Source organism: Pseudomonas sp. JL2 (assembly GCF_031570495.1).
GTDB classification, from domain to species: Bacteria; Pseudomonadota; Gammaproteobacteria; order Pseudomonadales; family Pseudomonadaceae; genus Aquipseudomonas; species Aquipseudomonas rhizophila.
In genome coordinates this window covers 16,234-38,138 of the sequence record NZ_JAKUDH010000017.1, presented here as the reverse complement: position 1 = coordinate 38,138, position 21,905 = coordinate 16,234, and the positions used below count along the sequence as shown (strand labels likewise).

Here is a 21,905-nt window from a genome sequence, read left to right as displayed (position 1 = left end):
CACACCGACACAAGGGCTCACAAATTTGACGACGAAACGTCGCAAATCCATGTCGCATTTGTGAAAGGTTTAAAGCTATACGCTGTGCTAGTCAAAACTTTTTTGGGTTCGACCGCTGCGACTCAAACGCTACTGTGACGCAGACACCACAAGGCGTGCGGCCTGAAAGGTCGCTCGCCCTTGCGGAAATTTTGAGGTGCCGGGAGAGGCGACCTGGGTAAGGCCGCCGAATCTTCAGCGAGTTGCTGCCAGTTCCTGTTGGACGCTGGCGACAGTGCGAGGCCAAGGTTTACCAGCCTGAACCTTCGCTGGCAAGGCCTTGATGGCGGAAACGGCTGCATCACGGTTGGCGAAATTGCCGTAGGTGATGACATAAAGCGGTTTGCCGTTGAGCATTTTCTTGAAATAACGGTACTCGCCGCCCTGCTCCTTGACGAATTTTTGCGCAGACGCTTCGGAGCTGGTGCCGAGGATCTGTACCACGTAGCTGCCTGGAGCCTGACCGGCGTACCAGTTACCGCCAGCGGCCTGAGTGGCCGGCTTGGCGGCCGGGGCTGGAGCAGGTTTGGCGGTGGCCACCTGGGCGGGAGCCGGCGCAGGCTTGGCAGCCGGAGCGGGCGCCGGGGCTGGGGCTGGAGTTGGCGCTGGTGCCGGGCCAGCCGGCACACCCGCCGGTGGGGCGCTGGTGGTCACGGTTGGCGGCGTATCGCTGGTGTCATCGATCGGTGGTGGCGCGCCGTCGTCACCCTCGGTGATACCGCCAGCGGCCTCAGCCAAGGGACTGCGCATGACCGGTTGCGACTGGCCGACCAGCGGCAGCGGCATCGGCTGGGTGTTACCGGCGAACTCCACCTCCGGAGCACCGCCATTGGGCTGCGCTGCGTCCTGGCCCAGAGGCAGTTGTGCCTGCTCGTTGGCGGGTGCGCCGGTGGTCGGCACCTTGCTGCGACCCGGCATCAGCCAGGCGGCGGCAATCGCGACCACGACGACGGCGGAAATCGCCAATACGTGTTTCTTTGGCATGTTGAACCCCATACTTGGACGCTTTACCGCTGAGCGGCTGGCAATCATGACTTCGATGAGAGCATCGCGGGCCACCTGGTTAATATTTCCAGGCCAGCCATCGGAGCTTTCGTGAATCTCAGAGATCTGATCCGCGGTGAAAAGTTCGATGCCCCGACCGGCGCCTTCAAGGCGTTGGGCCAGGTATTCACGGGTTTCTTCTTCGGTGTAGGGCGCCAGCTCAATGACGTGGAAGCGCTCTTGCTCAAGATTCAGTTGCTCCAGATCGGCGATCAGCGACGACTCACCAAACAGGAAGACGTGGGGACGGCCTTCCGGCGCACCGGCAGCCAGAGCCAGCAAGGCTTCCAGGGCCGACTCGTCGAGTTGCTCGGCGTCGTCCACCAGCAGATAGACTTCCTGCCCGGTCAGCGCCAGTTGCACGATCTGATCCAGAATCGCACCGACTTCAGCCTGGGCGGCATTCAGCGCCTGGGCCACCTGACGCAACACACCGGCTGCATCACCGGCGCCGCGAGCCGACACCACCACGCTTTGCACCGACTGCTTGTTGGTGCTGGCCACCAGGGCCTGGCGCAGCAAGGTCTTGCCGCTGCCTTGAGGGCCGGTGACCACCAGCAATAGCTGGCTGTAACGCGCCAGGTGATGCAACTGGCCCAGAACCGGTTTGCGTTGGGCGGGGAAAAACTTGAAGCCTGGAACCCGTGGCGCGAAAGGGTCATGACTCAACTGGAAATGGCCGAGGAAAGCCTCGTCGGCATGCAAACTAGTCATCGGAATCTTATTAACCTTTAAGCTGAGCCAGGGCGCGATAATCCGCTCCCAGCGTGGCCTGTAGAACCTCTTTCGGATAATCGTCGGTCACCACAGCTTCGCCCATGTGGCGCAGCAGCACCAGACGCAGGCGACCGTCGATCACTTTTTTGTCGATTGCCATGTGTTCGAAAAAATCGGCTTCGGTCATTTCTTCGGGCGGGATCACCGGCAACCCGGCGCGCTGGAACAGAGCAATACCGCGATCGCGCTCCTGTTCACTGATCCAGCCCAAACGCGCGGACATCTCCAGGGCCATGACCGTACCGGCCGCAACCGCTTCGCCATGGAGCCAGACACCATAGCCCATGTGGGTTTCGATGGCGTGGCCAAAGGTATGCCCCAGGTTGAGCGTGGCGCGCACGCCCGACTCGCGCTCATCGGCACCGACCACCGCAGCCTTGGCCGCACAGGAACGTTCGATAGCGTAGGTCAGCGCAGCCTGATCCAGCGCACGCAGGCGGTCGACGTTTTCTTCCAGCCAGCCCAGGAACGGTTCGTCGCAGATCAGCCCGTACTTGATGACTTCAGCCAGCCCCGCAGACAGCTCGCGGGCGGGCAATGTATTGAGGGTCGCGGTGTCGATCAGCACCACGTTGGGCTGGTAGAAAGCACCCACCATGTTTTTGCCCAGCGGATGGTTGATCCCGGTCTTGCCGCCCACCGACGAGTCCACCTGGGACAACAGGGTCGTGGGGATCTGGATGAAATCAACACCGCGCTGATAGCAAGCGGCGGCGAAACCGGCCATGTCGCCGATCACGCCGCCGCCCAAGGCCACCACCGTGGTGCGGCGGTCATGCCGCGCGGTCAGCAGGCCATCGAAAATAAGCTGCAGGGTTTCCCAATTCTTGAAGGCTTCGCCGTCAGGCAGCACCACGGAAATGACCGAGAAAGCCGACAGGCTGCGGGTCAGACGCTCCAGATACAAAGGTGCGACGGTTTCGTTGGAGATAATCGCCACTTGCCGTCCGGCGATATGCGGCGCCAGCAAGTCGGGCCGGTCCAGCAAACCTTCGCCAATGTGAATCGGGTAGCTGCGCTCGCCCAGGTCGACCTTAAGTGTCTGCATGTGTCCCCACAGTGAAGATGGAATCAGGCGTCCTGCCTGCAATTAACGAAAGTCCACGGTGCCTGTTGTGATGTCAATCGATGGCCATCGGCCACGTCCCGGCGGGCCATGACGGGACGCCGAGGATAGCGCATTTCCCGCGACGCATTAACGGGGTGGCAGTTGCTGCAGGCGATCAAGAATGTCCAGCACCACCATCCGCGGCGGCCGCTCGTCGGTTTCCACCACCAGATCAGCAATCTCCCGGTACAGCGGATCACGCAGCTCCAGCAGGTCGCGCAAGGTCTTGGCCGGGTCGGCGGTGCGCAACAGCGGACGGTTACGATCCCGAGCGGTGCGACCCACCTGCTGCTCGACGGAGGCGTGCAGATAGACCACTCGTCCGCCGGCATGCAATGCCCGACGATTGGCCTCGCGCATCACCGCGCCGCCACCGGTGGCCAGTACCACGCCGTCGAACGCGCACAGTTCGGCGATCATCGCCTGCTCACGGTCACGAAAGCCGGGCTCGCCTTCCTTATCGAAGATCCATGGGATATTGGCACCCGTGCGCAATTCAATTTCCTTGTCGGAATCTTTGAATGGCAGGCGCAGCTCTTTGGCCAGCAAACGGCCGATGGTGCTTTTTCCAGCGCCCATCGGCCCAACAAGAATCAAATTTCGCACAGAATCAACGACTCACAGCAATCGCCTGGTTATTCATGATACGCGGAGTGAGGAACACCAGCAGCTCGGATTTTTGCTCCGAAACCACATCACGCCGGAAAAGGCGGCCAAGATACGGCACATCGCCAAGAAATGGCACCTTATCTACGACCTTGCTCTGAGTATTTGAGAAAACCCCGCCAATCACAATGGTCTCGCCGTCATTGACCAGCACCTTGGCGTTGACCTCGTTTTTCTTGATTGGCGGCACATCATTCACCTTGTTCAGGTAATCCGGCTCATCCTTGGTGACCTTGACCTCCATGATGATGCGGTTGTCCGGGGTGATCTGCGGGGTCACCTCCAGGGACAGCGAGGCCTCCTTGAACGACACCGAGGTGGCACCACTGGAACTGGCTTCCTGATAGGGAATCTCCGTGCCCTTGAGGATTTTTGCCGTCTCTTTGTCGGACGTCACCACCTTGGGCTGAGAGACGATTTCCCCGTTGCCGGTTTTCTCCATGGCCGTCAATTCCAGGTCCAGCAGTACATTGTCGGTGATGAAGGCGATGCCGATGCCGGAGGTATTGCCCGACGCGCCCAGATCGACAAACGGCTGGTTGGTGCTGGTGCTGCCCGGCGTGCCGATGGTGGTGGAGTCGCCGGTGGTGACCCCTGAAGTGTTCCAGTTGCCTTTGTTCTGGATCGATCCACCCCAGCGCACGCCCAGGCTCTTGTCGTAGTCAACGTTGGCCTCGACAATCCGCGCCTCGATCATCACCTGGCGCACCGGGATATCCAGCTGCGCCACGATCCGGCGCAGTTCGTCGAGCCGGTCCTGAGTCTGGTAGGCAATGATGTTGTTGGTTCGCTCATCGACCGTGATCGTACCGCGCTCATCGGCCTTGGCTTCGGCGCTGGTCACAGACTGGAACAGCTTGGCGATGTCCGCAGCCTTCGCATAGTTGACCTGCAACAGCTCACGCCGTAGCGGCGCCAGGTCGGCAATCTGCTTCTGGGATTCGAGTTCCTGGCGCTCACGGGCCGCGATTTCGTCGGCGGGGGCGACCAGCAGCACATTGCCGACCTTGCGCTTGTCCAGCCCTTTGGTCTTGAGCACCAGGTCCAGCGCCTGGTCCCAAGGCACATTTTGCAGGCGCAGGGTAATGCCGCCCTGCACCGTGTCACTGGCCACCAGGTTGAGGTTGGTGAAATCGGCAATCAGTTGCAGGACCGAGCGCACCTCGATGTCCTGAAAGTTGAGGGACAGCTTTTCACCGCTGTAGGCCTCGCGACTGGCATCGCGTTTTTGCAGATCCTCGACAGTCATGGGTCGGACACTGACGGTCAGTTTGTTGTCCGTCTGGTAGGTGGAGTAATCGAAAGTACCGCTGGGTTCGATGCTGATGGTGGCCCGGTCGGCGCCGGCACTGGCATTGACGAACTGCACCGGGGTGGCGAAGTCCTTGACGTCCAGGCGCACGCGCAGCGGTTCGGGCAACCGGGTCTTGGCGAAGTTGAGGATGATCTTGCCTTCACGCTCCTGGATGTCCGGGGCGATCGAGGGGTCCGACAGATCGATCACCACATTGCCTTCGCCCTGGGTACCGCGCTGGAAATCTACCCCTCGGATCGCCTTGCCCACCGGCGCACTGGCTCTGGCGGGCACCGCGCTGGGAGCCGCCGGGCGTGGCGCCTGGGCGGCAGCGCTGGCAACCGCTCCCTTGCCGACCACCACGAGCAGGCTGTTGCCCTCCACCCGCGCGGTATAGGGCGCAAGCTGGGTAAGGCCAATGATCAGACGGGTACGATCAGCCGCCTCGACCACCGTGGCGCTTCGCGCATTGCCAGCACCAAGATCATGCCTCTTGTGGGCCAACTGGCTGGTCACCCCCGGCAGATCCAGAGCGATCCGGGCCGGTTGCTCGGTGGTGTAGCCCCGAGGCGCGGGGGGCGGCCCGTCGAAGGTGAGTTTCAACTCGATGCGGTCCCCCGGCAGCGCCGCGACATCCAGCGTTTTCAGATTGACCGCATGAACCATCGGCGACAACAGCGCTATCCATAGCGAAATACCGAGGGCTGCAAAAATCCTGTTCATTGTTCGAGTTCCACTATTGAGTGCTCTTTCAGAGGAATGGTCCGTGGCCGTTCCAGCCAGGCGCCCTCGCCATCAGGAACGATTTCGACCACCTCGACCTGGGTGGCGCTAATGCCGACGATCCGCCCGTCGTTGCGTCCCAGATAGTCACCGACCTTGAGCCGGTGCACCCCGCCCGCGCCGCGCAGGAGCGCGAAGGAGCCGCTGACGTTGGAAATCGTCCCGACCATTTCAAACTGCTCGATGTTGAAGCCTTCCAGGTATTGCTTGACCCGAGTCGGGTCGGGCCGGACGTTGCGTGCACCCTTCTGGCGACCGGCCTGATCCACCCTGACCTGCCGTGAAAACGGGCTGCGCAGGTCGGCGGCGCTGTAAGTGAAGGTTTCGTAAGGCCTGAACGTCGGCGTTGGCTCGATCTTGCCGGGCGGGCGCAGCCGCACTTCGTTCATGTAGGCGTCCAGGTCGCTGAAGCCGTTATCGTTGTTGCAGCCCGTCAGCACGACCAGCCCCGCCAGCAGGATAATGCGCCAAGCCGGCTTCATGGCTGCACCTCCTGCTCGTTGTACCGGTAGGTCTTGGCCTGGATGCTCATGCGCAGTTTCGCTCCTGCGTCGGGCTCCATCGGGGCGATGTCGAAATCGTGCAGGGTGACGATCCGTGGCAGTCCGGCAACGCCGCTGACGAAGGTTGCCAGGTCATGATAGTCGCCGGTCACAGTAATCTGGATCGGCAGTTCGATGTAAAACGGCTGGGTGACCTCCGGTAACAGCTTGATCTCCTCGAACTCCAGACCACTGCCCAGACCGGTACGGGTGATGTCCTCCAGCAGGCCTGGCACTTCGGTGTCACTGGGCAATTGCCGCAACAGCACGCCGAAGGAGGCTTCCATCTGCTTCATCTGTTCGGTGTAGCGCTCCAGGTTCGCGGCCATGTGAGCTTTGCCCGCAAACTGTGCCTTGAGGGTGTTTTCTTCTCCGCGCACTTGCTGCAGTTGGTTCTCCAGGTCACTCAAGGCAAAGTTGTAGCCCAACCCCAGCACCAGGATGACCAGCAGGATGCCGCTCAACCATTTGACCGGCATCGGCCAGGAGCCAATGTTGTTGGTATCCAGCTCACTGATGTCGATCTTGCGCAGCGCTTCGAACCACTCTCCCGGCTTCATTGGGCGTCCTCGACAATGGCCGGACGGGTCTGGCGAACCGTCAGCTGGAAGACGTTGGCCTGATCGAGCTGACCGGCCGTGGTGGCCTTGACTTCCGTCAGGCTGGGCGCATCGAACAGGTCCGATGAGTCCAGGTTACGCATCAGGTCCGAGACCCGGTTGTTCGATTCCGCCGCGCCCTTGATGGAGAGGGTCTTGTCTTCCATCTTCACTTCGGTGAAATACACCCCGTCAGGCAGGGTGCGCGCCAGTTGATCGAAGATGCGCCCGCTCACCGGCCGGTTACCCTGCAAGTCCTGGATGATGCGCATGCGCTCCAGCAGTTGCTGGCGGCGGGCCTTGAGTTCGCTGATCTGCTTGATGCGCTCGTCCAGCACGGCTATCTGCTCGCTGATATGACTGTTGCGAGCCATCTGGTGGTCAATGGCACTGTCCAGGTAGCGGACCGCAATCAGCGTCAGGCCTACCGCACCGACCAATGCGCCCACCAATGCCAGCAAAAAGCGTTTGCGACGCTCCTCACGCAGCTCCTCTCGCCAGGGAAGAAGGTTGATCCGCGCCATCAGTCAAAGCTCCTGAGGGCCAGCCCGCAGGCAATCATCAAGGCCGGTGCGTCACTGGCCAGGGCACCGGCGTTGACCTTGCTGCCCAGGGCCATGTTGGAAAACGGGTTGGCCACCTGGGTCGGCGTGCCCAGGCGCTGTTCGATCAGCCGGTCCAGGCCCGCGACCGAGGCGGTGCCTCCAGCCAAGAGGATGTGGTCCACCGCACTGTACTGGCCCGAGGCGAAGAAAAACTGCAAGGACCTCGATACCTGTTGCACCAGGGCCTCGCGAAAAGGTTGCAGGACCTCACCGAGGTAATCGTCCGGCAGGCCACCCTGCTTCTTTGCCTGCCCGGCCTGCTCGGGTGACAGGCCGTAGCGGCGCTGGATTTCTTCGGTGAGCTGGCGACCGCCGAACAATTGTTCGCGGGTATAGATGATGCGCCCGTTATGCAGCACGCTCAGGGTGGTCATGGTGGCGCCGATGTCGATCACCGCCACCGTCAGCCGCTCCTGGGACGCGGCCAGTTGCGTGGCAAGCAGCCCGAAGGCGCGCTCCAGCGCGTAGGCCTCCACATCGACCACCTTGGCCGTGAGCCCGGCGAGCGCCAGCGCAGCCTCGCGAACTTCGACGTTTTCCTTGCGACAGGCGGCCAACAGCACCTCGACCCGCTCGGCGCTGCGCGGTGAAACGCCCAGGACCTCAAAGTCGATGGCCACCTCGTCCAGCGGATAAGGAATGTATTGGTCGGCTTCGATCTTGAGCTGGTTTTCCATGTCGTCGTCGGAAAGTCCGGCGTCCATCTCGATGGTCTTGGTGATCACCGCGGACCCCGCTACAGCCACCGCCACGTTGCGCAAGGGTGTTCTGGCCTTGGCGAGCACCCGTGACAATGCCTGGCCCACGCCCTCGAGCTCGGCGATGTTCTTTTCGACCACGGCGTTGGCCGGCAACGGCTCGACCGCGTAAGACTCGACACGGTAGCGGTCACCCTGGCGGCTCAACTCGAGCAGCTTCACCGACGTGGAACTGATGTCTATCCCCAAAAGCGTATGGGCTTTTTTATTGAAGAGTCGTAGCACTACCAATTCCCTATGACTATCCGTGAGTTACGGACTCTCTAATATGCGTTGCGTTCAATCACTCCGGCCCGACGGACGTCCGAGTGGCGTTACCGACGAAAAAAAATGCTTATAATGCCCAGCGTTTTTTTTCGCTTTGTTGCAAGCACGGGTCCTTCCCTGCACCTGGCGCCTTTTCATTCTTTGCCTGGATATCCAAAAGCCTTGATTCGTCTGCTGAAATTTTTCGGATGGTCCATCCTCGCCGTTTTCTGCGGACTGCTCCTGGGTCTGAGCGGTGCGTTTCTTTACCTTAGTCCGGGATTGCCGTCCGTGGAGGCGCTGAGAAGTATTCAGTTGCAGATTCCATTGCGGGTGTACAGCAGCGACGACAAGTTGATCGCAGAGTTTGGCGAAATGCGCCGCACGCCGATCCGTTTCGCCGACATTCCCCCCAATTTCATCAATGCGTTACTAAGTGCTGAAGACGACAACTTCGCCAATCACTACGGCGTCGATCCGGGCAGCCTGATGCGGGCGGCCAGCCAACTGATCAAAAGCGGCCATATCCAGTCCGGTGGCAGCACCATCACCATGCAGGTGGCGAAAAACTTCTTCCTGACCAGTGAGCGCAGCTTCTCGCGCAAGACCACCGAGATCCTCCTGGCCCTGCAAATCGAGCGACAGCTGACCAAGGACGAGATCCTGGAGCTGTACGTCAACAAGATCTACCTGGGCAACCGCGCCTACGGTATCGAGGCGGCGGCGCAGGTGTATTACGGCAAGTCGATTCGTGATGTGAGCCTGGCGCAGATGGCGATGATCGCCGGCCTGCCCAAGGCACCGTCGCGCTTCAATCCACTGGCCAACCCGGCGCGCAGCAAGGAACGTCGCGACTGGATCCTGGGGCGCATGTACAAGCTGGGCAAGATCAGCGAGGCCGAATACACCGCCGCGGTCAACGAGCCTCTGAACGCCAGCTACCACGTGCCGACCCCTGAAGTGAACGCGCCGTACATCGCCGAAATGGCCCGTGCCGAGATGGTCGGGCGTTATGGCAGCGACGCCTACACCGAGGGTTTCCGCGTGGTCACCACGGTGCCGAGCAATCTGCAGGAGATGGCCAACACCGCGCTGCACGAGGGTCTGATCACCTACGATCAGCGCCACGGCTACCGCGGGCCTGAATCGCGCCTGCCAGGCAAGACCAAAGAAGCCTGGGCCGAGGAATTGACCAAGCAGCGCACCATCAGCAGCCTGGAACCGGCGATCGTCACCCAGGTGGACAAGGACGGCATCATGGTGCTGACCCGCAATGGCGAGCTGGAAGAGCACGTGAGCTGGGAGACCATGAAATGGGCCCGCCCATTCCTCAACACCAACAGCATGGGCGCCAACCCCCGCCAACCGTCGGACGTCGCCCAGGTGGGTGATCTGATCCGGGTACAGCGCCAGCCGGACAACACCCTCAAGTTCAGCCAGATCCCGGCCGCCCAAGGCGCCCTGGTGTCGCTTGACCCGCAGGACGGCGCCATCCGGTCGCTGGTCGGTGGCTTCGCCTTCGAGCAGAGCAATTACAATCGCGCGATGCAGGCCAAGCGCCAGCCGGGTTCAAGCTTCAAACCGTTCGTGTACAGCGCCGCCCTGGATAACGGCTACACCGCCGCCAGCCTGGTGAACGACGCACCGATCGTGTTTGTCGACGAATACCTGGACAAGGTCTGGCGCCCGAAGAACGACACCAATACCTTCCTGGGTCCGATCCGCATGCGCGAAGCGCTGTACAAGTCGCGTAACCTGGTATCGATCCGTTTGCTGCAGGCGCTGGGTGTGGACCGTACCATCGACTACATCAGCAAGTTCGGCTTCAACAAGCAGGACTTGCCGCGCAACCTGTCCCTGGCCCTGGGCACCGCAACCCTGACCCCGATGGAAATCGCCACGGGCTGGAGCACGTTCGCCAATGGCGGATACAAAGTCACCCCGTACCTCATCGACAAGATCGAAAGCCGCAACGGCGACACGTTGTTCCTCGCCAACCCACCACGGGTGCCTTCAGGCGAACAGGCCAGCGACGGCGTCGCCGCACCGGCCAGCGAGACGTTCACGGTAGAGGCAACACCAGGCGAAGCCACGACAGCGCCAGCCGTACCGCAAGCGCCGGTCATCGCCGAGCGCATCATCGATGGCCGCACCACCTACATTCTCAACAGTATGCTGCAGGACGTGATCAAGCTCGGCACCGGCCGCCGCGCCCTGGCCCTGGGCCGTACCGACCTGGCCGGCAAGACCGGCACCACGAACGAATCCAAGGACGCCTGGTTCTCGGGCTACAACGGCGATTACGTCACCACCGTCTGGACCGGGTTCGACCAGCCTGAAAGCCTCGGTCGGCGCGAATACGGCGGCACCGTGGCGCTGCCGATCTGGATGAGTTACATGGGCGCCGCCCTCAAGGACAAACCGCCACACACCCAACCGGAACCCGAAGGCATCCTCAGCCTGCGGGTTGACCCGGTCAGCGGCCGAGCAGCCACCCCAGGCACTCCGGGAGCGTACTTCGAGCTGTTCAAGAGCGAAGACACCCCACCGTCAGTCAACGAGCTGGGCAACGGCGTAGCGCCAGGCAGCCCGCTACCGGCGGATGAGGCGGCGCCGATCGATTTGTTCTGATCGGGCCTCTCGCAAAAAGCCCCGCCTTCGAAAGAAGCGCGGGGCTTTTTTCAGGCCCTCAAATTACACACTCCCCTGTAGGAGCCGAGCTTGCTCGCGATGGCGGCGGGTCAGCTTGCATCCATGTTGAATACCAGACTGCAATCGCGAGCAAGCTCGGCTCCCACAGGATTTGCGGTGGTCACACAAAATCGGCAGGTACAAAAAAGCCCCGACTCAAAGAGAGCCGGGGCTTTTTATTGAACGCTACAACGGCTTAGCCGTTGAACACGTCATCCACGCTCTTGAGCGGGTAGTTCTTCGGATACGGCAGGGTAGCCACGCCGGTCTCGATCGCGGCCTTGGCCACGGCGTCGGAGATCAGGGTGATCAGGCGGGCATCCATTGGCTTGGGAATGATGTACTCACGACCAAATTCCAGCTTGATGCCGCCGTAGGCATCGCACACTTCCTGAGGCACTGGCAGCTTGGCCAGTTCGCGCAGGGCGTTGGCGGCCGCGACTTTCATTTCTTCGTTGATGCGCTTGGCGCGAACGTCCAGGGCACCACGGAAAATGAACGGGAAGCCCAGTACGTTGTTGACCTGATTCGGGTAGTCCGAACGGCCGGTGGCCATGATCACGTCGCTGCGGGTAGCGTGAGCCAGTTCCGGGGAAATTTCCGGATCCGGGTTCGAGCAGGCGAACACGATCGGGTTCGGCGCCATGCGCAGCAGGTTTTCCGGGCTCAGCAGGTTCGGACCCGACAAGCCAACGAATACGTCGGCACCGTCCAGCGCGTCGGCCAGGGAGCGCTTGTCAGTGGCGTGGGCAAACACGGCCTTGTACTGGTTCAGGTCGTCACGGCCGGAATGGATCACGCCGGTACGGTCAACCATGAAGATGTTTTCGATCTTGGCGCCCATGCTCACCAGCAACTTCATGCAGGAGATGGCCGCAGCGCCGGCACCCAGGCAGACGATCTTGGCTTGTGGCAGGGTTTTGCCAGCGATTTCCAGGGCATTGATCATGCCGGCCGCGGTCACGATCGCGGTGCCGTGCTGGTCATCGTGGAACACTGGAATGTCGCACTGCTCGATCAGGGCACGTTCGATCTCAAAGCACTCAGGTGCCTTGATGTCTTCCAGGTTGATGCCACCGAAGGTAATGGAGATACGCTTGACGGTGTCGATGAAGGCTTGCGGGCTTTCGGAGTCGACTTCGATGTCGAACACGTCAATACCGGCGAAACGCTTGAACAAAACGCCCTTGCCTTCCATGACCGGCTTGGAGGCCAATGGGCCGAGGTTACCCAGGCCGAGAATCGCGGTGCCGTCGGAAATGACTGCCACCAGGTTGCCCTTGCCGGTGTATTTGTAGGCCAGCTCAGGGTCGCGAGCGATTTCGCGTACTGGTTCGGCTACGCCGGGGCTGTAGGCCAGCGACAGATCGCGGGCAGTAGCGGTGGCCTTGGTGAGCTCGACACTCAGCTTCCCTGGACGAGGATTAGCGTGATATTCGAGAGCGGCAGTTTTCAGATCAGACATGTGGGCATTCCGCTTTTTACTGTGTTGGACAGACGGACCGCCGAGGATACGCGCCTCGCAAAGTCCCTACAAGACTGACCAGTCACCCCTGTCAAGCGCGCCGCCCTACGACTTTGGGCCAAGAGCCGCAGAACACAAGGTCTACATGCATACAATTCGAACCGTAAATGTCTACAATTTTTTTATCGAGACACGCGACTCAACATCCCTGGATCGGTCAACGGCAATAACCAACGCCCCTGCCCCGGCTCAAGCCCGCCGCGACGCGAACGGTCGACCACCCAGCCACGCGCCTCGATCCGCTTGCCTTTGAGTCGCTCGAGCGACGCCATATCGAAGCGACTCACCAGATTGGGGGCAACGCGCAATACAACCGGCCCCTCCAACTGGAGCCAAATACCGCCGCGATTGCGCGAGACGTCGATCACGCGGCCAGTGAGCACGGCAAAGCCTGGTGCCTTGATATTGTGCGCCTCAAGCACAGGCGAACGCTTCCACACCCCGACGCCCGCTTCCCGCGCCTGGCGTTCGGCAGCGCGCTGACAATGCGCCAGATCGACATTCGGCGCGACCACCACGTGAAATCCCAAGCCCTCGGCGAGCAACTGCGCTTCCAGATTCTGACCGTCGGCGCTGTAGACATGGGCCAGCGTGCGACCGTAGCGATCCTTGTCTTCCTTGCCGGGCAGCAACCCCACGCGTCCCGCACTGGCGCCCACCAATGCCTCAAGGCGCCGGCGTGCAGCGACGGCGAACGGCTCATCGGAACGCCCTCGACGCCCCAGTTCAGGACTGTTGAGACCGATCATGCGCACGCTGCGGCCATCAGCCAGGCGCAGGGTATCGCCGTCCACCACCTTCTGGACCGTCACATGGGCCAGGCCAGGTGGCGCCGGGCAGAAGGCCTGCGCGCTGCTCAGCCAAATCGCGGACACAAAAAAGGCGCCCGCAAGGGACGCCTTCTTCATCAGTCTGGAGCAGCCGAAACGACCATCCAAAATGATTAGCCTCAGGCTTTTTTGGTAGCGCCAAAAGCACCGAAACGATCGGCGAACTTCTGAACGCGGCCGCCGGTATCCAGAGTCTTTTGCTTACCGGTGTAGAACGGGTGGCATTCGTTGCAAACGTCGATCGACAGGGCTTTGCCGTAGGTCGAACGAGTTTCGAACTTATTGCCGCAGCTGCAGGTCACGGCAATTTCTGGGTATTCCGGATGGATATCGGTTTTCATGGGGTTTTCCTCAGGCTAGCGTGCCGCCACCCAACACTATTGTTGAATACCGCACGTAATTAGGCCGCGGATTCTACCAGACAACATCAATCACGCAAGCTATGACTTGTACCAACCGTCTGCTAGGCTCCCCGCCTCATGCGCAAGCTCTTCTGTGGGAGCGAGCCTGCTCGCGATGGCGGTGGATCAGCCGCATGGGTATTGGTTGACACTCCGCCATCGCGAGCAGGCTCGCTCCCACAAGGGTTGTGCCAAGCCTTCTGAATTTGTCTGTATATCGAGACCCTCCCGCGTGCCCGACGCCATCCTGCGCCTCGCCCTGCCTTCGCCTCTGCGCCGCCTGTTCGACTACCGGGCCCCGGCCGGGGTCCTGCGTGAGCAGTTGCATCCGGGCATGCGCCTGCGGGTGCCGTTCGGCCGACGGGAGATGATCGGGATTCTGGTCGAGGTCGCCGACCACAGCGAAGTCCCGGCCGACAAACTGAAGCCGGCCCTGGCCTTGCTCGATGCGACGCCGCCGCTGCCCGCCTCGCTGTTCAAGCTGTGCCTGTGGACCTCCCAGTACTATCAACACAGCCTCGGCGACACCCTGAGCTGGGCGCTGCCGGTATTGTTGCGCCAGGGCGAACCGGCCGAGGCACGCCAAGAGCGGTTCTGGTCGGTAACACCGGGCGCCTCGCTGGACGACCCGCGCATCGCCCGCGCCCCGCGTCAGCGTGAGGCCCTGGCGACCCTGGCCCAGCATCCCCACGGCGTGGCCCATCAGCTATTGAGCAAACTGATGCTCAGCAAGGACAGCCTCGACCTGCTGCTGGCCAAAGACCTGGTCCAGGTAGACATCCGCCGGCACGCTCCGGGTGTTCGCCATGAGCATTGGCTGGCCCAGCCGGAACTGCCGCTCAATGCTGAACAGCGGGCCGCCTGCGAGGCGATTCGCGCCGGTTTCGACAGCTATCACGCCTTCTTGCTGGCCGGCGTCACCGGCAGCGGCAAGACCGAGGTCTATCTGCAACTGATCCGCCAGACCCTGGAAGCCGGCAAGCAGGCCCTGGTGCTGATTCCGGAAATCAACCTTGGGCCACAGACCCTGGCGCGCTTCGAACAACGGTTCAACGCGCGGATCGCCCTGGTGCATTCGGCGGTCAACGACCGAGAACGCCTGGAAGCCTGGCTCGCCGCCCGGGACGGTGAGGCCGACATCATCATCGGCACCCGCTCGGCCCTGTTCACACCGATGAAAAACCCCGGTCTGATCATCATCGACGAAGAACATGACGGCTCTTATAAGCAGCAGGAAGGCCTGCGCTACCACGCCCGCGATCTGGCACTGGTGCGGGCGCGCCAGGAAAACATTCCCATTGTTCTCGGTTCAGCCACGCCGTCCCTGGAAAGCCTGCACAATGCCTACACCGGACGTTACGGACTCCTGCGCCTGAACGAACGGGCCGGCGGCGCCAAGCAGCCACGGTTTCTGCGCCTGGATGTAAAGAGTCGTCCGCTGGACAGCGGCATTTCCGGGCCGATGCAACAAGCCATCGGCCAGACCCTGGCCGCCGGGCAACAGGTCTTGGTGTTCCTCAACCGCCGGGGTTTCGCCCCGACCCTGCTGTGCCATGACTGCGGCTGGATGTCGGGCTGCGAACGCTGCGACGCACGCATGACCGTGCACCAACGCCACGGCGAGCTGCGCTGCCATCATTGCGGCCACGCCGAACGAGTGCCGAGGCACTGCCCGCAGTGCGGCAAAGTGGACCTGCGCCCGGTAGGGGCCGGCACCGAGCGCGCCGAAGAACGGCTGGGCATCCTGTTTCCCGATTACCCGGTACTGCGGGTCGATCGCGACAGCACTTCGCGCAAGGACGCCATGAATCAGTTGTTCGCCACGATTCAGAAAGGCCAGCCGTGCATCCTGGTGGGCACGCAGATGCTCGCCAAGGGGCATCACTTTCCCCGGGTCACGCTGGTGTCGATCCTTGATGCCGACGGCGGACTGTTCTCTGGCGACTTCCGTGCCAGCGAGCGCATGGCGCAGTTGATCGTTCAGGTCGCAGGCCGGGCCGGACGGGCCGAGGAGCCGGGCAAGGTAATTATCCAGACCCACTTGGCCGACCATCCGCTGCTGATACAACTGACCGAACAAGGCTACTTCGCCTTCGCCGAGCAGGCCTTGAGCGAACGTCGCGGCGCCGGCCTGCCGCCGTTTGCTCACCTGGCATTGTTGCGGGCCGAAGCCCATAAGCCCGGGCAGGCCGAAGCGTTCCTTGACGAAGCCTGCAGCGAGGCCGAACGCCTGCTGGGGCAACAGAACCTCACCGGCATCGAACTATTGGGCCCGGTACCGGCTCCGATGGAACGACGGGCCGGGCGTTACAGGGCTCAACTTCTACTACAGGCCAATGCCCGGGCCCCTTTGCATCGGCTATTAAGTGCCTGGCTGCTGGCGCTGGAGCAGATGCCCAGCGGGCGGGCGGTGCGCTGGTCGCTGGATGTGGATCCGGTGGATTTGTATTGACCCAGGCATCCTCATCGCGAGCAGGCTCGCTCCCACATTGGAATGCAATTTCCTGTGGGAGCGAGCCTGCTCGCGATGAGGCCCGAATAGCCACCACACATCCCCACCCGACCCGCTACAGTTGGCAAGCTTGCCTTCGCCACGGATAATGCCCAGTTTTTCCACCAGCGCATCGAAGCGCCGCCGCGCCTGCGGTTGAAAGAGAAGACCATGAAAGACACCATTCGCCAGCTCATCCAGCAAGCCATCGCCCAACTCGTCGCTGAAGGTGTGCTGCCAGAAGGCCTGTCGCCGGCGATTCAGGTCGAAAACACCCGTGACAAGACCCACGGCGACTTCGCCAGCAACATCGCGATGATGCTCGCCAAACCGGCCGGCATGAAACCGCGGGACCTGGCCGAAAAGATCATCGCCGCGCTGCCGGCTGACGAAAACGTCAGCAAGGCTGACATTGCCGGCCCAGGCTTCATCAATTTCTTCCAGAACACCCAGGCCCTGGCCTCACGCCTGGACGCGGCCCTGGCCGACGAACGCATCGGCGTGCGCAAGGCCGGTCCGCTGCAACGCACCGTGGTCGACCTTTCGGCCCCCAACCTCGCCAAGGAAATGCATGTCGGCCATCTGCGCTCGACCATCATTGGTGACGGCGTGGCCCGGGTACTGGAGTTTCTCGGCGACACGGTGATCCGCCAGAACCACGTCGGCGACTGGGGCACCCAGTTCGGCATGCTGATGGCCTACCTGCAGGAAAACCCGATCACCAGCGATGAGCTGTCGGACCTGGAGAACTTCTACCGCGCCGCCAAGCAACGCTTCGACGAGTCGCCCGAATTTGCTGACCGCGCCCGTGGCCTGGTGGTCAAGCTGCAGGCCGGCGATGCCGAGTGCCTGGCGCTGTGGACCAAGTTCAAGGACATCTCCCTGTCCCACTGCCAGAAAATCTACGAACTGCTGAACGTCAAATTGACCATGGCTGACGTGATGGGCGAAAGCGCCTACAACGACGACCTGATCAACGTGGTCAACGACCTGAAAGCCAAGGGCCTGCTGGTGGAAAGCAACGGCGCCCAGTGCGTATTCCTCGAGCAGTTCAAGACCGCTGACGGTGAGCCGCTGCCGGTGATCATCGTCAAGGCTGACGGCGGCTACCTCTACGCCACCACTGATCTGGCGGCCGTGCGCTACCGCAACAGCGTGCTCAAGGCCGATCGAGTGCTGTACTTCGTCGACCAGCGCCAGGCCCTGCACTTCCAGCAAGTGTTCGAAGTGGCGCGCCAGGCCGGTTTCGTGACCCGTCCGATGGAAATGGAACACATGGGCTTCGGCACCATGAACGGCGCCGACGGCCGTCCGTTCAAGACCCGCGACGGCGGCACGGTGAAACTGATCGACCTGCTGACCGAAGCCCAGGATCGCGCCTACACCCTGGTCAAGGGCAAGAACCCGGACCTGGCCGAGGACGAACTGCGCAAGATCGCCAAGGTGGTGGGCATCGACGCGGTGAAATACGCCGACCTGTCCAAGCACCGCACCAGCGACTACAGCTTCAACTTCGACCTGATGCTCAACTTCGAAGGCAACACCGCGCCCTACCTGCTGTACGCCTACACCCGTGTGGCCGGGGTGTTCCGCAAGCTCGGCAAGGGCTTCAATGAAGTGGACGGGCAGATCGTGCTTGAAGCCGCTCAAGAACAGGAGCTGGCGGCGAAACTGGCGCAGTTCGGTGAAGTGCTGAACAACGTCGCAGACAAAGGCACCCCACACACCCTGTGCGCGTACCTGTACGATGTGGCCGGTCTGTTCTCCAGCTTCTACGAGAACTGCCCGATCCTCAACGCCGAAACGCCAGAGCAAATGCAGAGTCGCCTGCGCCTCGCCGCACTGACCGGGCGCACCCTCAAGCAAGGCCTGGAACTGCTGGGCCTGGAAACGCTGGAGCGCATGTAAGTTGGCCGCCAAGAAAAAACCTGCACCCAAACGCGGCGCCAGTCGTTACCAGCCCCCAGCCAAACAGCCGATTCCCGGCTGGTTGTGGATGGCTATCGGCCTGACCGTCGGCGCTTTCATTGTGTTTCTGATGAAACTGGAGCCGGGCCAGGGCGATGACGTCAAGCGCGTGCGCCAAGAGCAACAGAAAGCCACGCGCATCGCCGAGGCCAACAAGACCCCGCCGAGCCCGACGCAACCGGTCAAGCCCAAGTACGACTTCTACACCCTGCTGCCGGAATCGGAAGTCATCGTGCCGCCCGATGCCGTGCCGGAGAAAACCCTGCCGACGCCACAGGTGCCCACCACGCCGGTAACTCCGGCCGAAGCGGCGAAGATCGACACCGCTCGCGCTCAGGCAGCCCTGGCCGGCATCACGCCGCCGCCGGCTCCGCCCGTGCAGAAAGCCGCTCCGGTGACGAAGTTCTTCCTGCAGGCCGGCTCGTTCCGCAAGGAAGCCGACGCCGACAAGGTACGCGCGCAGATCATTCTGCTGGGCCAGTCCGTGGCGGTGGAGTCCGGCACGGTGAAGGAAGAAACCTGGTATCGGGTGCTGGTCGGTCCGTTCAGCAACCGCGAAGAACTGACAAAAGCCCAAAAACAATTGGCCGGCAGCGGTTTCAGCAACCTGTTGTTACAACAGCGCCAGAGCCGCTGACTTCTGCTGAAAACACCCGGTGCGGCGGGGCTTTTGTGGCGAGGGAGCTTGCTCCCGCTGGGCTGCGTAGCAGCCCCAAAAGCTTGGGACCGCTGCGCGCTGGAGCGCCAGCCCGGTCCAGCGGGAGCAAGCTCCCTCGCCACAGTGAATGCCTTTGCCACAAACTTGATTGCCCCCCCCCCAGGACGCCACTCGTCCCCTCTCCCACCCCACAGTTGAAAAAACCCACGCCACCCCCATATGAGTTCCATCCGGGCATTTTCGCCCCGCTGCGTGGAGACTCTTCCCTTGACCACCATCGTTTCAGTCCGCCGTCATGGCAAAGTCGTCATGGGCGGCGACGGCCAGGTTTCACTAGGCAACACCGTGATGAAAGGCAATGCGAAGAAAGTCCGCCGCCTGTACCACGGCCAGGTCATCGCCGGCTTCGCCGGGGCCACCGCCGATGCTTTCACCCTGTTTGAGCGTTTCGAAGGCCAGCTTGAGAAACATCAGGGCCATCTGGTGCGTGCCGCCGTGGAACTGGCCAAGGAATGGCGTACCGACCGCTCCCTGAGCCGCCTCGAAGCCATGCTCGCGGTCGCCAACAAGGACGCCTCGCTGATCATTACCGGTAACGGTGACGTCGTTGAACCCGAGGATGGCCTGATCGCCATGGGTTCCGGCGGCGCCTACGCCCAGGCCGCAGCCAGCGCCCTGTTGAAAAAGACCGATCTGTCGGCCCGCGAAATCGTCGAGACTGCCTTGGGCATCGCCGGCGACATCTGCGTCTTCACTAACCACACCCAGACCATTGAGGAGCAGGATCTCGCGGAATAAGCCTGGCCCTGTGCCACGGCTCATTCCTGCTTGAGGACCGCCAAATACTATGTCCATGACTCCCCGCGAAATCGTCCACGAACTCAACCGCCACATCATCGGCCAGGACGATGCCAAGCGCGCCGTCGCCATCGCCTTGCGTAACCGCTGGCGTCGGATGCAGCTGCCTGAAGAGCTGCGCGTCGAAGTGACCCCCAAGAACATCCTGATGATCGGCCCGACCGGCGTCGGTAAAACCGAAATCGCCCGTCGCCTGGCCAAACTGGCCAACGCGCCGTTCATCAAGGTCGAAGCCACCAAGTTCACCGAAGTCGGTTATGTCGGTCGCGACGTCGAGTCGATCATCCGCGACCTGGCCGATGCCGCCATCAAGTTGCTGCGCGAACAGGAAATCACCAAGGTTCGTCACCGTGCCGAAGATGCTGCCGAAGAGCGCATCCTCGACGCGCTGCTGCCGCCCGCGCGCATGGGCTTCAACGCCGAATCCGCTGCGACCCAGGATTCCAACACTCGCCAGCTGTTCCGCAAGCGCCTGCGCGAAGGCCAGCTCGACGACAAGGAAATCGAGATCGAAGTGGCCGAAATGGCCGGCGTCGACATCTCCGCGCCGCCCGGCATGGAGGAAATGACCAATCAATTGCAAAGCCTGTTCGCCAACATGGGCAAGGGCAAGCGCAAGAACCGCAAGCTCAAGGTCAAGGAAGCGCTGAAACTGGTTCGCGATGAAGAAGCCAGCCGCCTGGTCAACGAAGAAGAGTTGAAGGCCAAGGCCCTGGAGGCCGTCGAGCAGCACGGCATTGTGTTCATCGACGAAATCGACAAGGTCGCCAAGCGCGGCAATGTCGGCGGCGCCGACGTGTCCCGCGAAGGCGTGCAACGCGACCTGCTGCCGCTGATCGAAGGCTGCACGGTCAACACCAAGCTGGGCATGGTCAAGACCGACCACATCCTGTTCATCGCCTCCGGTGCGTTCCACCTGAGCAAGCCCAGCGACCTGGTGCCCGAGCTGCAAGGTCGCCTGCCGATCCGCGTCGAGCTCAAGGCCCTGACGCCGGAAGACTTCGAACGCATCCTGAGCGAACCCCACGCGTCCCTGACCGAACAGTATTGCGCCCTGCTCAAGACCGAAGGCCTGAACATCGAGTTCGCGCCGGAAGGCATCAAGCGCCTGGCGCAGATCGCCTGGCAGGTCAACGAGAAGACCGAGAACATCGGTGCCCGGCGCCTGCACACCCTGCTCGAACGCCTGCTCGAGGAAGTCTCGTTCAGTGCCGGCGACCTGGCCAGCGCCCATAACGAAGCGCCGATCCTCATCGATGCCGAGTACGTCAACAGCCACCTGGGTGAACTGGCAGAGAACGAAGACCTGTCGCGGTATATCCTGTAAGTCACCGACAGGTTTCCTCGGACCTGTGGGAGCGAGCTTGCTCGCGATGGCGGCGTATCATTCAACCAATGCGTTGACTGTCAAACCGCTATCGCGAGCAAGCTCGCTCCCACATGGACCTTTGTCGTTTTTGCAGATCAAGGCTCCCTTCAGAAACGGATCAGAGGCCATGACCAAACTTCCCAGCGCCATCAACCTGCACAAAGCCTCCAAGACCCTGACGCTCAAATACGCGCCGGACGAGGAGTATCACCTGCCCGCCGAATTCCTGCGGGTGCACTCGCCTTCCGCCGAGGTCCAGGGCCACGGCAAACCGATCCTGCAATACGGAAAAATCGGCGTCGGCCTGACCAAGGTCGAACCGGCCGGCCAGTACGCACTGAAATTGACCTTCGACGACGGTCACGACAGCGGACTGTTCACCTGGGACTACCTGTACCAGTTGGCGGTACGCCAGGAGGACCTGTGGAACGATTATCTTGCCGAACTCAAGGCGGCCGGAAAAACCCGCGACCCGAACGAGTCGGTCGTCAAGCTGATGCTCTAACTCAAGGGCTGGCGCTTTAGGGCGAATTTTCTAGACTCATCTGCTTGAATGCCCCCGCGGCAACGTCAATGACTGGCCTGCTTGCGAAAAAAATTAAACTCGGGTAACCAATGGAGCTGGCAAGTTCCCTGCAAAGGAATCGGCGAAT

At 61.8% G+C, this 21,905-nt stretch carries 18 protein-coding genes; 7 read left to right on the top strand and 11 right to left on the bottom strand.

What is annotated here, in order from left to right; translation table 11 throughout:
• Window positions 1-234: 234 nt before the first annotated feature.
• The 8 genes from MKS85_RS20350 to MKS85_RS20315 form a co-directional block, all read right to left on the bottom strand.
• Window positions 235-1,797: an AAA family ATPase gene (locus tag MKS85_RS20350; RefSeq protein WP_188252171.1), complete on the bottom strand. Its 1,563-nt coding sequence runs from the start codon at window positions 1,795-1,797 to the stop codon at window positions 235-237.
• Between the two features lie 10 nt (window positions 1,798-1,807).
• Complete coding sequence (gene aroB / locus MKS85_RS20345; RefSeq protein ID WP_188252170.1) at window positions 1,808-2,908, bottom strand: 3-dehydroquinate synthase; 1,101 nt, start codon at window positions 2,906-2,908, stop codon at window positions 1,808-1,810.
• A 147-nt stretch (window positions 2,909-3,055) separates the two neighbouring features.
• Complete coding sequence (gene aroK, locus MKS85_RS20340) at window positions 3,056-3,574, bottom strand: shikimate kinase AroK (protein ID WP_003196983.1); 519 nt, start codon at window positions 3,572-3,574, stop codon at window positions 3,056-3,058.
• A 4-nt stretch (window positions 3,575-3,578) separates the two neighbouring features.
• Window positions 3,579-5,651 carry a type IV pilus secretin PilQ gene (gene pilQ, locus MKS85_RS20335; RefSeq protein WP_188252169.1) on the bottom strand — a complete coding sequence of 691 codons (2,073 nt, stop codon included), beginning with the start codon at window positions 5,649-5,651 and terminating at the stop codon, window positions 3,579-3,581.
• Window positions 5,648-6,193, bottom strand: a complete 546-nt coding sequence (locus MKS85_RS20330) for a pilus assembly protein PilP (RefSeq protein WP_139048630.1) — start codon at window positions 6,191-6,193, stop codon at window positions 5,648-5,650. Before MKS85_RS20330 ends, pilQ begins: the two co-directional genes overlap by 4 nt.
• Window positions 6,190-6,813, bottom strand: coding sequence for a type 4a pilus biogenesis protein PilO (gene pilO, locus MKS85_RS20325; protein ID WP_047225966.1), 624 nt, complete (start codon window positions 6,811-6,813; stop codon window positions 6,190-6,192). Before pilO ends, MKS85_RS20330 begins: the two co-directional genes overlap by 4 nt.
• The gene (locus MKS85_RS20320) at window positions 6,810-7,376 is read right to left on the bottom strand and encodes a PilN domain-containing protein (protein ID WP_047225967.1); all 567 of its coding nucleotides are present in this window, start codon (window positions 7,374-7,376) and stop codon (window positions 6,810-6,812) included. The genes pilO and MKS85_RS20320 overlap by 4 nt, the downstream gene beginning before the upstream one ends.
• Window positions 7,376-8,440 (bottom strand): pilus assembly protein PilM, encoded by a 1,065-nt coding sequence (locus tag MKS85_RS20315; protein WP_047225968.1) that lies wholly within the window; start codon window positions 8,438-8,440, stop codon window positions 7,376-7,378. The genes MKS85_RS20320 and MKS85_RS20315 overlap by 1 nt, the downstream gene beginning before the upstream one ends.
• Window positions 8,441-8,647: 207 nt before the next feature.
• Between MKS85_RS20315 and MKS85_RS20310 the strand changes: the two genes are divergently transcribed.
• Window positions 8,648-11,092 (top strand): penicillin-binding protein 1A, encoded by a 2,445-nt coding sequence (locus MKS85_RS20310; protein ID WP_171061287.1) that lies wholly within the window; start codon window positions 8,648-8,650, stop codon window positions 11,090-11,092.
• A 256-nt stretch (window positions 11,093-11,348) separates the two neighbouring features.
• Here MKS85_RS20310 and MKS85_RS20305 read toward each other — a convergent pair whose 3' ends face one another.
• The 3 genes from MKS85_RS20305 to rpmE form a co-directional block, all read right to left on the bottom strand.
• Window positions 11,349-12,617 (bottom strand): malic enzyme-like NAD(P)-binding protein, encoded by a 1,269-nt coding sequence (locus MKS85_RS20305; protein WP_047225970.1) that lies wholly within the window; start codon window positions 12,615-12,617, stop codon window positions 11,349-11,351.
• 182 nt (window positions 12,618-12,799) lie between these two features.
• Complete coding sequence (locus MKS85_RS20300; protein ID WP_188252168.1) at window positions 12,800-13,585, bottom strand: thermonuclease family protein; 786 nt, start codon at window positions 13,583-13,585, stop codon at window positions 12,800-12,802.
• 41 nt (window positions 13,586-13,626) lie between these two features.
• On the bottom strand, window positions 13,627-13,848 hold the full coding sequence (gene rpmE, locus MKS85_RS20295; RefSeq protein ID WP_047225972.1) for a 50S ribosomal protein L31: 222 nt from the start codon (window positions 13,846-13,848) through the stop codon (window positions 13,627-13,629).
• Window positions 13,849-14,140: 292 nt separating this feature from the next.
• On the opposite strand from rpmE, the gene MKS85_RS20290 reads away from it, so the two are divergent.
• The 6 genes from MKS85_RS20290 to MKS85_RS20265 all read left to right on the top strand — a co-directional run bounded on the left by MKS85_RS20290 (window position 14,141) and on the right by MKS85_RS20265 (window position 21,757).
• Complete coding sequence (locus MKS85_RS20290) at window positions 14,141-16,360, top strand: primosomal protein N' (protein ID WP_188252167.1); 2,220 nt, start codon at window positions 14,141-14,143, stop codon at window positions 16,358-16,360.
• Window positions 16,361-16,570: 210 nt separating this feature from the next.
• Window positions 16,571-18,307, top strand: a complete 1,737-nt coding sequence (gene argS / locus MKS85_RS20285) for an arginine--tRNA ligase (RefSeq protein WP_188252166.1) — start codon at window positions 16,571-16,573, stop codon at window positions 18,305-18,307.
• 1 nt (window position 18,308) lies between these two features.
• Complete coding sequence (locus MKS85_RS20280) at window positions 18,309-19,004, top strand: SPOR domain-containing protein (RefSeq protein ID WP_047225975.1); 696 nt, start codon at window positions 18,309-18,311, stop codon at window positions 19,002-19,004.
• A 288-nt stretch (window positions 19,005-19,292) separates the two neighbouring features.
• Entirely contained in the window at window positions 19,293-19,823 is a 531-nt protein-coding gene (gene hslV / locus MKS85_RS20275; RefSeq protein ID WP_003186641.1) for an ATP-dependent protease subunit HslV, read from the top strand.
• 49 nt (window positions 19,824-19,872) lie between these two features.
• Entirely contained in the window at window positions 19,873-21,210 is a 1,338-nt protein-coding gene (hslU, locus tag MKS85_RS20270; RefSeq protein WP_047225976.1) for an ATP-dependent protease ATPase subunit HslU, read from the top strand.
• Between the two features lie 169 nt (window positions 21,211-21,379).
• Complete coding sequence (locus MKS85_RS20265; protein ID WP_047225977.1) at window positions 21,380-21,757, top strand: gamma-butyrobetaine hydroxylase-like domain-containing protein; 378 nt, start codon at window positions 21,380-21,382, stop codon at window positions 21,755-21,757.
• The last annotated feature ends 148 nt before the right edge of the window (window positions 21,758-21,905 follow it).

Coding starts and splice junctions, on each gene's coding strand:
- MKS85_RS20305 (WP_047225970.1), bottom strand. CDS start 12,617: ATGTCTGATCTGAAAACTGCCGCTCTCGAATATCACGCTAATCCTCGT.
- aroB (WP_188252170.1), bottom strand. CDS start 2,908: ATGCAGACACTTAAGGTCGACCTGGGCGAGCGCAGCTACCCGATTCAC.
- pilQ (WP_188252169.1), bottom strand. CDS start 5,651: ATGAACAGGATTTTTGCAGCCCTCGGTATTTCGCTATGGATAGCGCTG.
- MKS85_RS20300 (WP_188252168.1), bottom strand. CDS start 13,585: ATGAAGAAGGCGTCCCTTGCGGGCGCCTTTTTTGTGTCCGCGATTTGG.
- MKS85_RS20330 (WP_139048630.1), bottom strand. CDS start 6,193: ATGAAGCCGGCTTGGCGCATTATCCTGCTGGCGGGGCTGGTCGTGCTG.
- MKS85_RS20350 (WP_188252171.1), bottom strand. CDS start 1,797: ATGACTAGTTTGCATGCCGACGAGGCTTTCCTCGGCCATTTCCAGTTG.
- pilO (WP_047225966.1), bottom strand. CDS start 6,813: ATGAAGCCGGGAGAGTGGTTCGAAGCGCTGCGCAAGATCGACATCAGT.
- MKS85_RS20320 (WP_047225967.1), bottom strand. CDS start 7,376: ATGGCGCGGATCAACCTTCTTCCCTGGCGAGAGGAGCTGCGTGAGGAG.
- MKS85_RS20265 (WP_047225977.1), top strand. CDS start 21,380: ATGACCAAACTTCCCAGCGCCATCAACCTGCACAAAGCCTCCAAGACC.
- argS (WP_188252166.1), top strand. CDS start 16,571: ATGAAAGACACCATTCGCCAGCTCATCCAGCAAGCCATCGCCCAACTC.
- hslU (WP_047225976.1), top strand. CDS start 19,873: ATGTCCATGACTCCCCGCGAAATCGTCCACGAACTCAACCGCCACATC.
- rpmE (WP_047225972.1), bottom strand. CDS start 13,848: ATGAAAACCGATATCCATCCGGAATACCCAGAAATTGCCGTGACCTGC.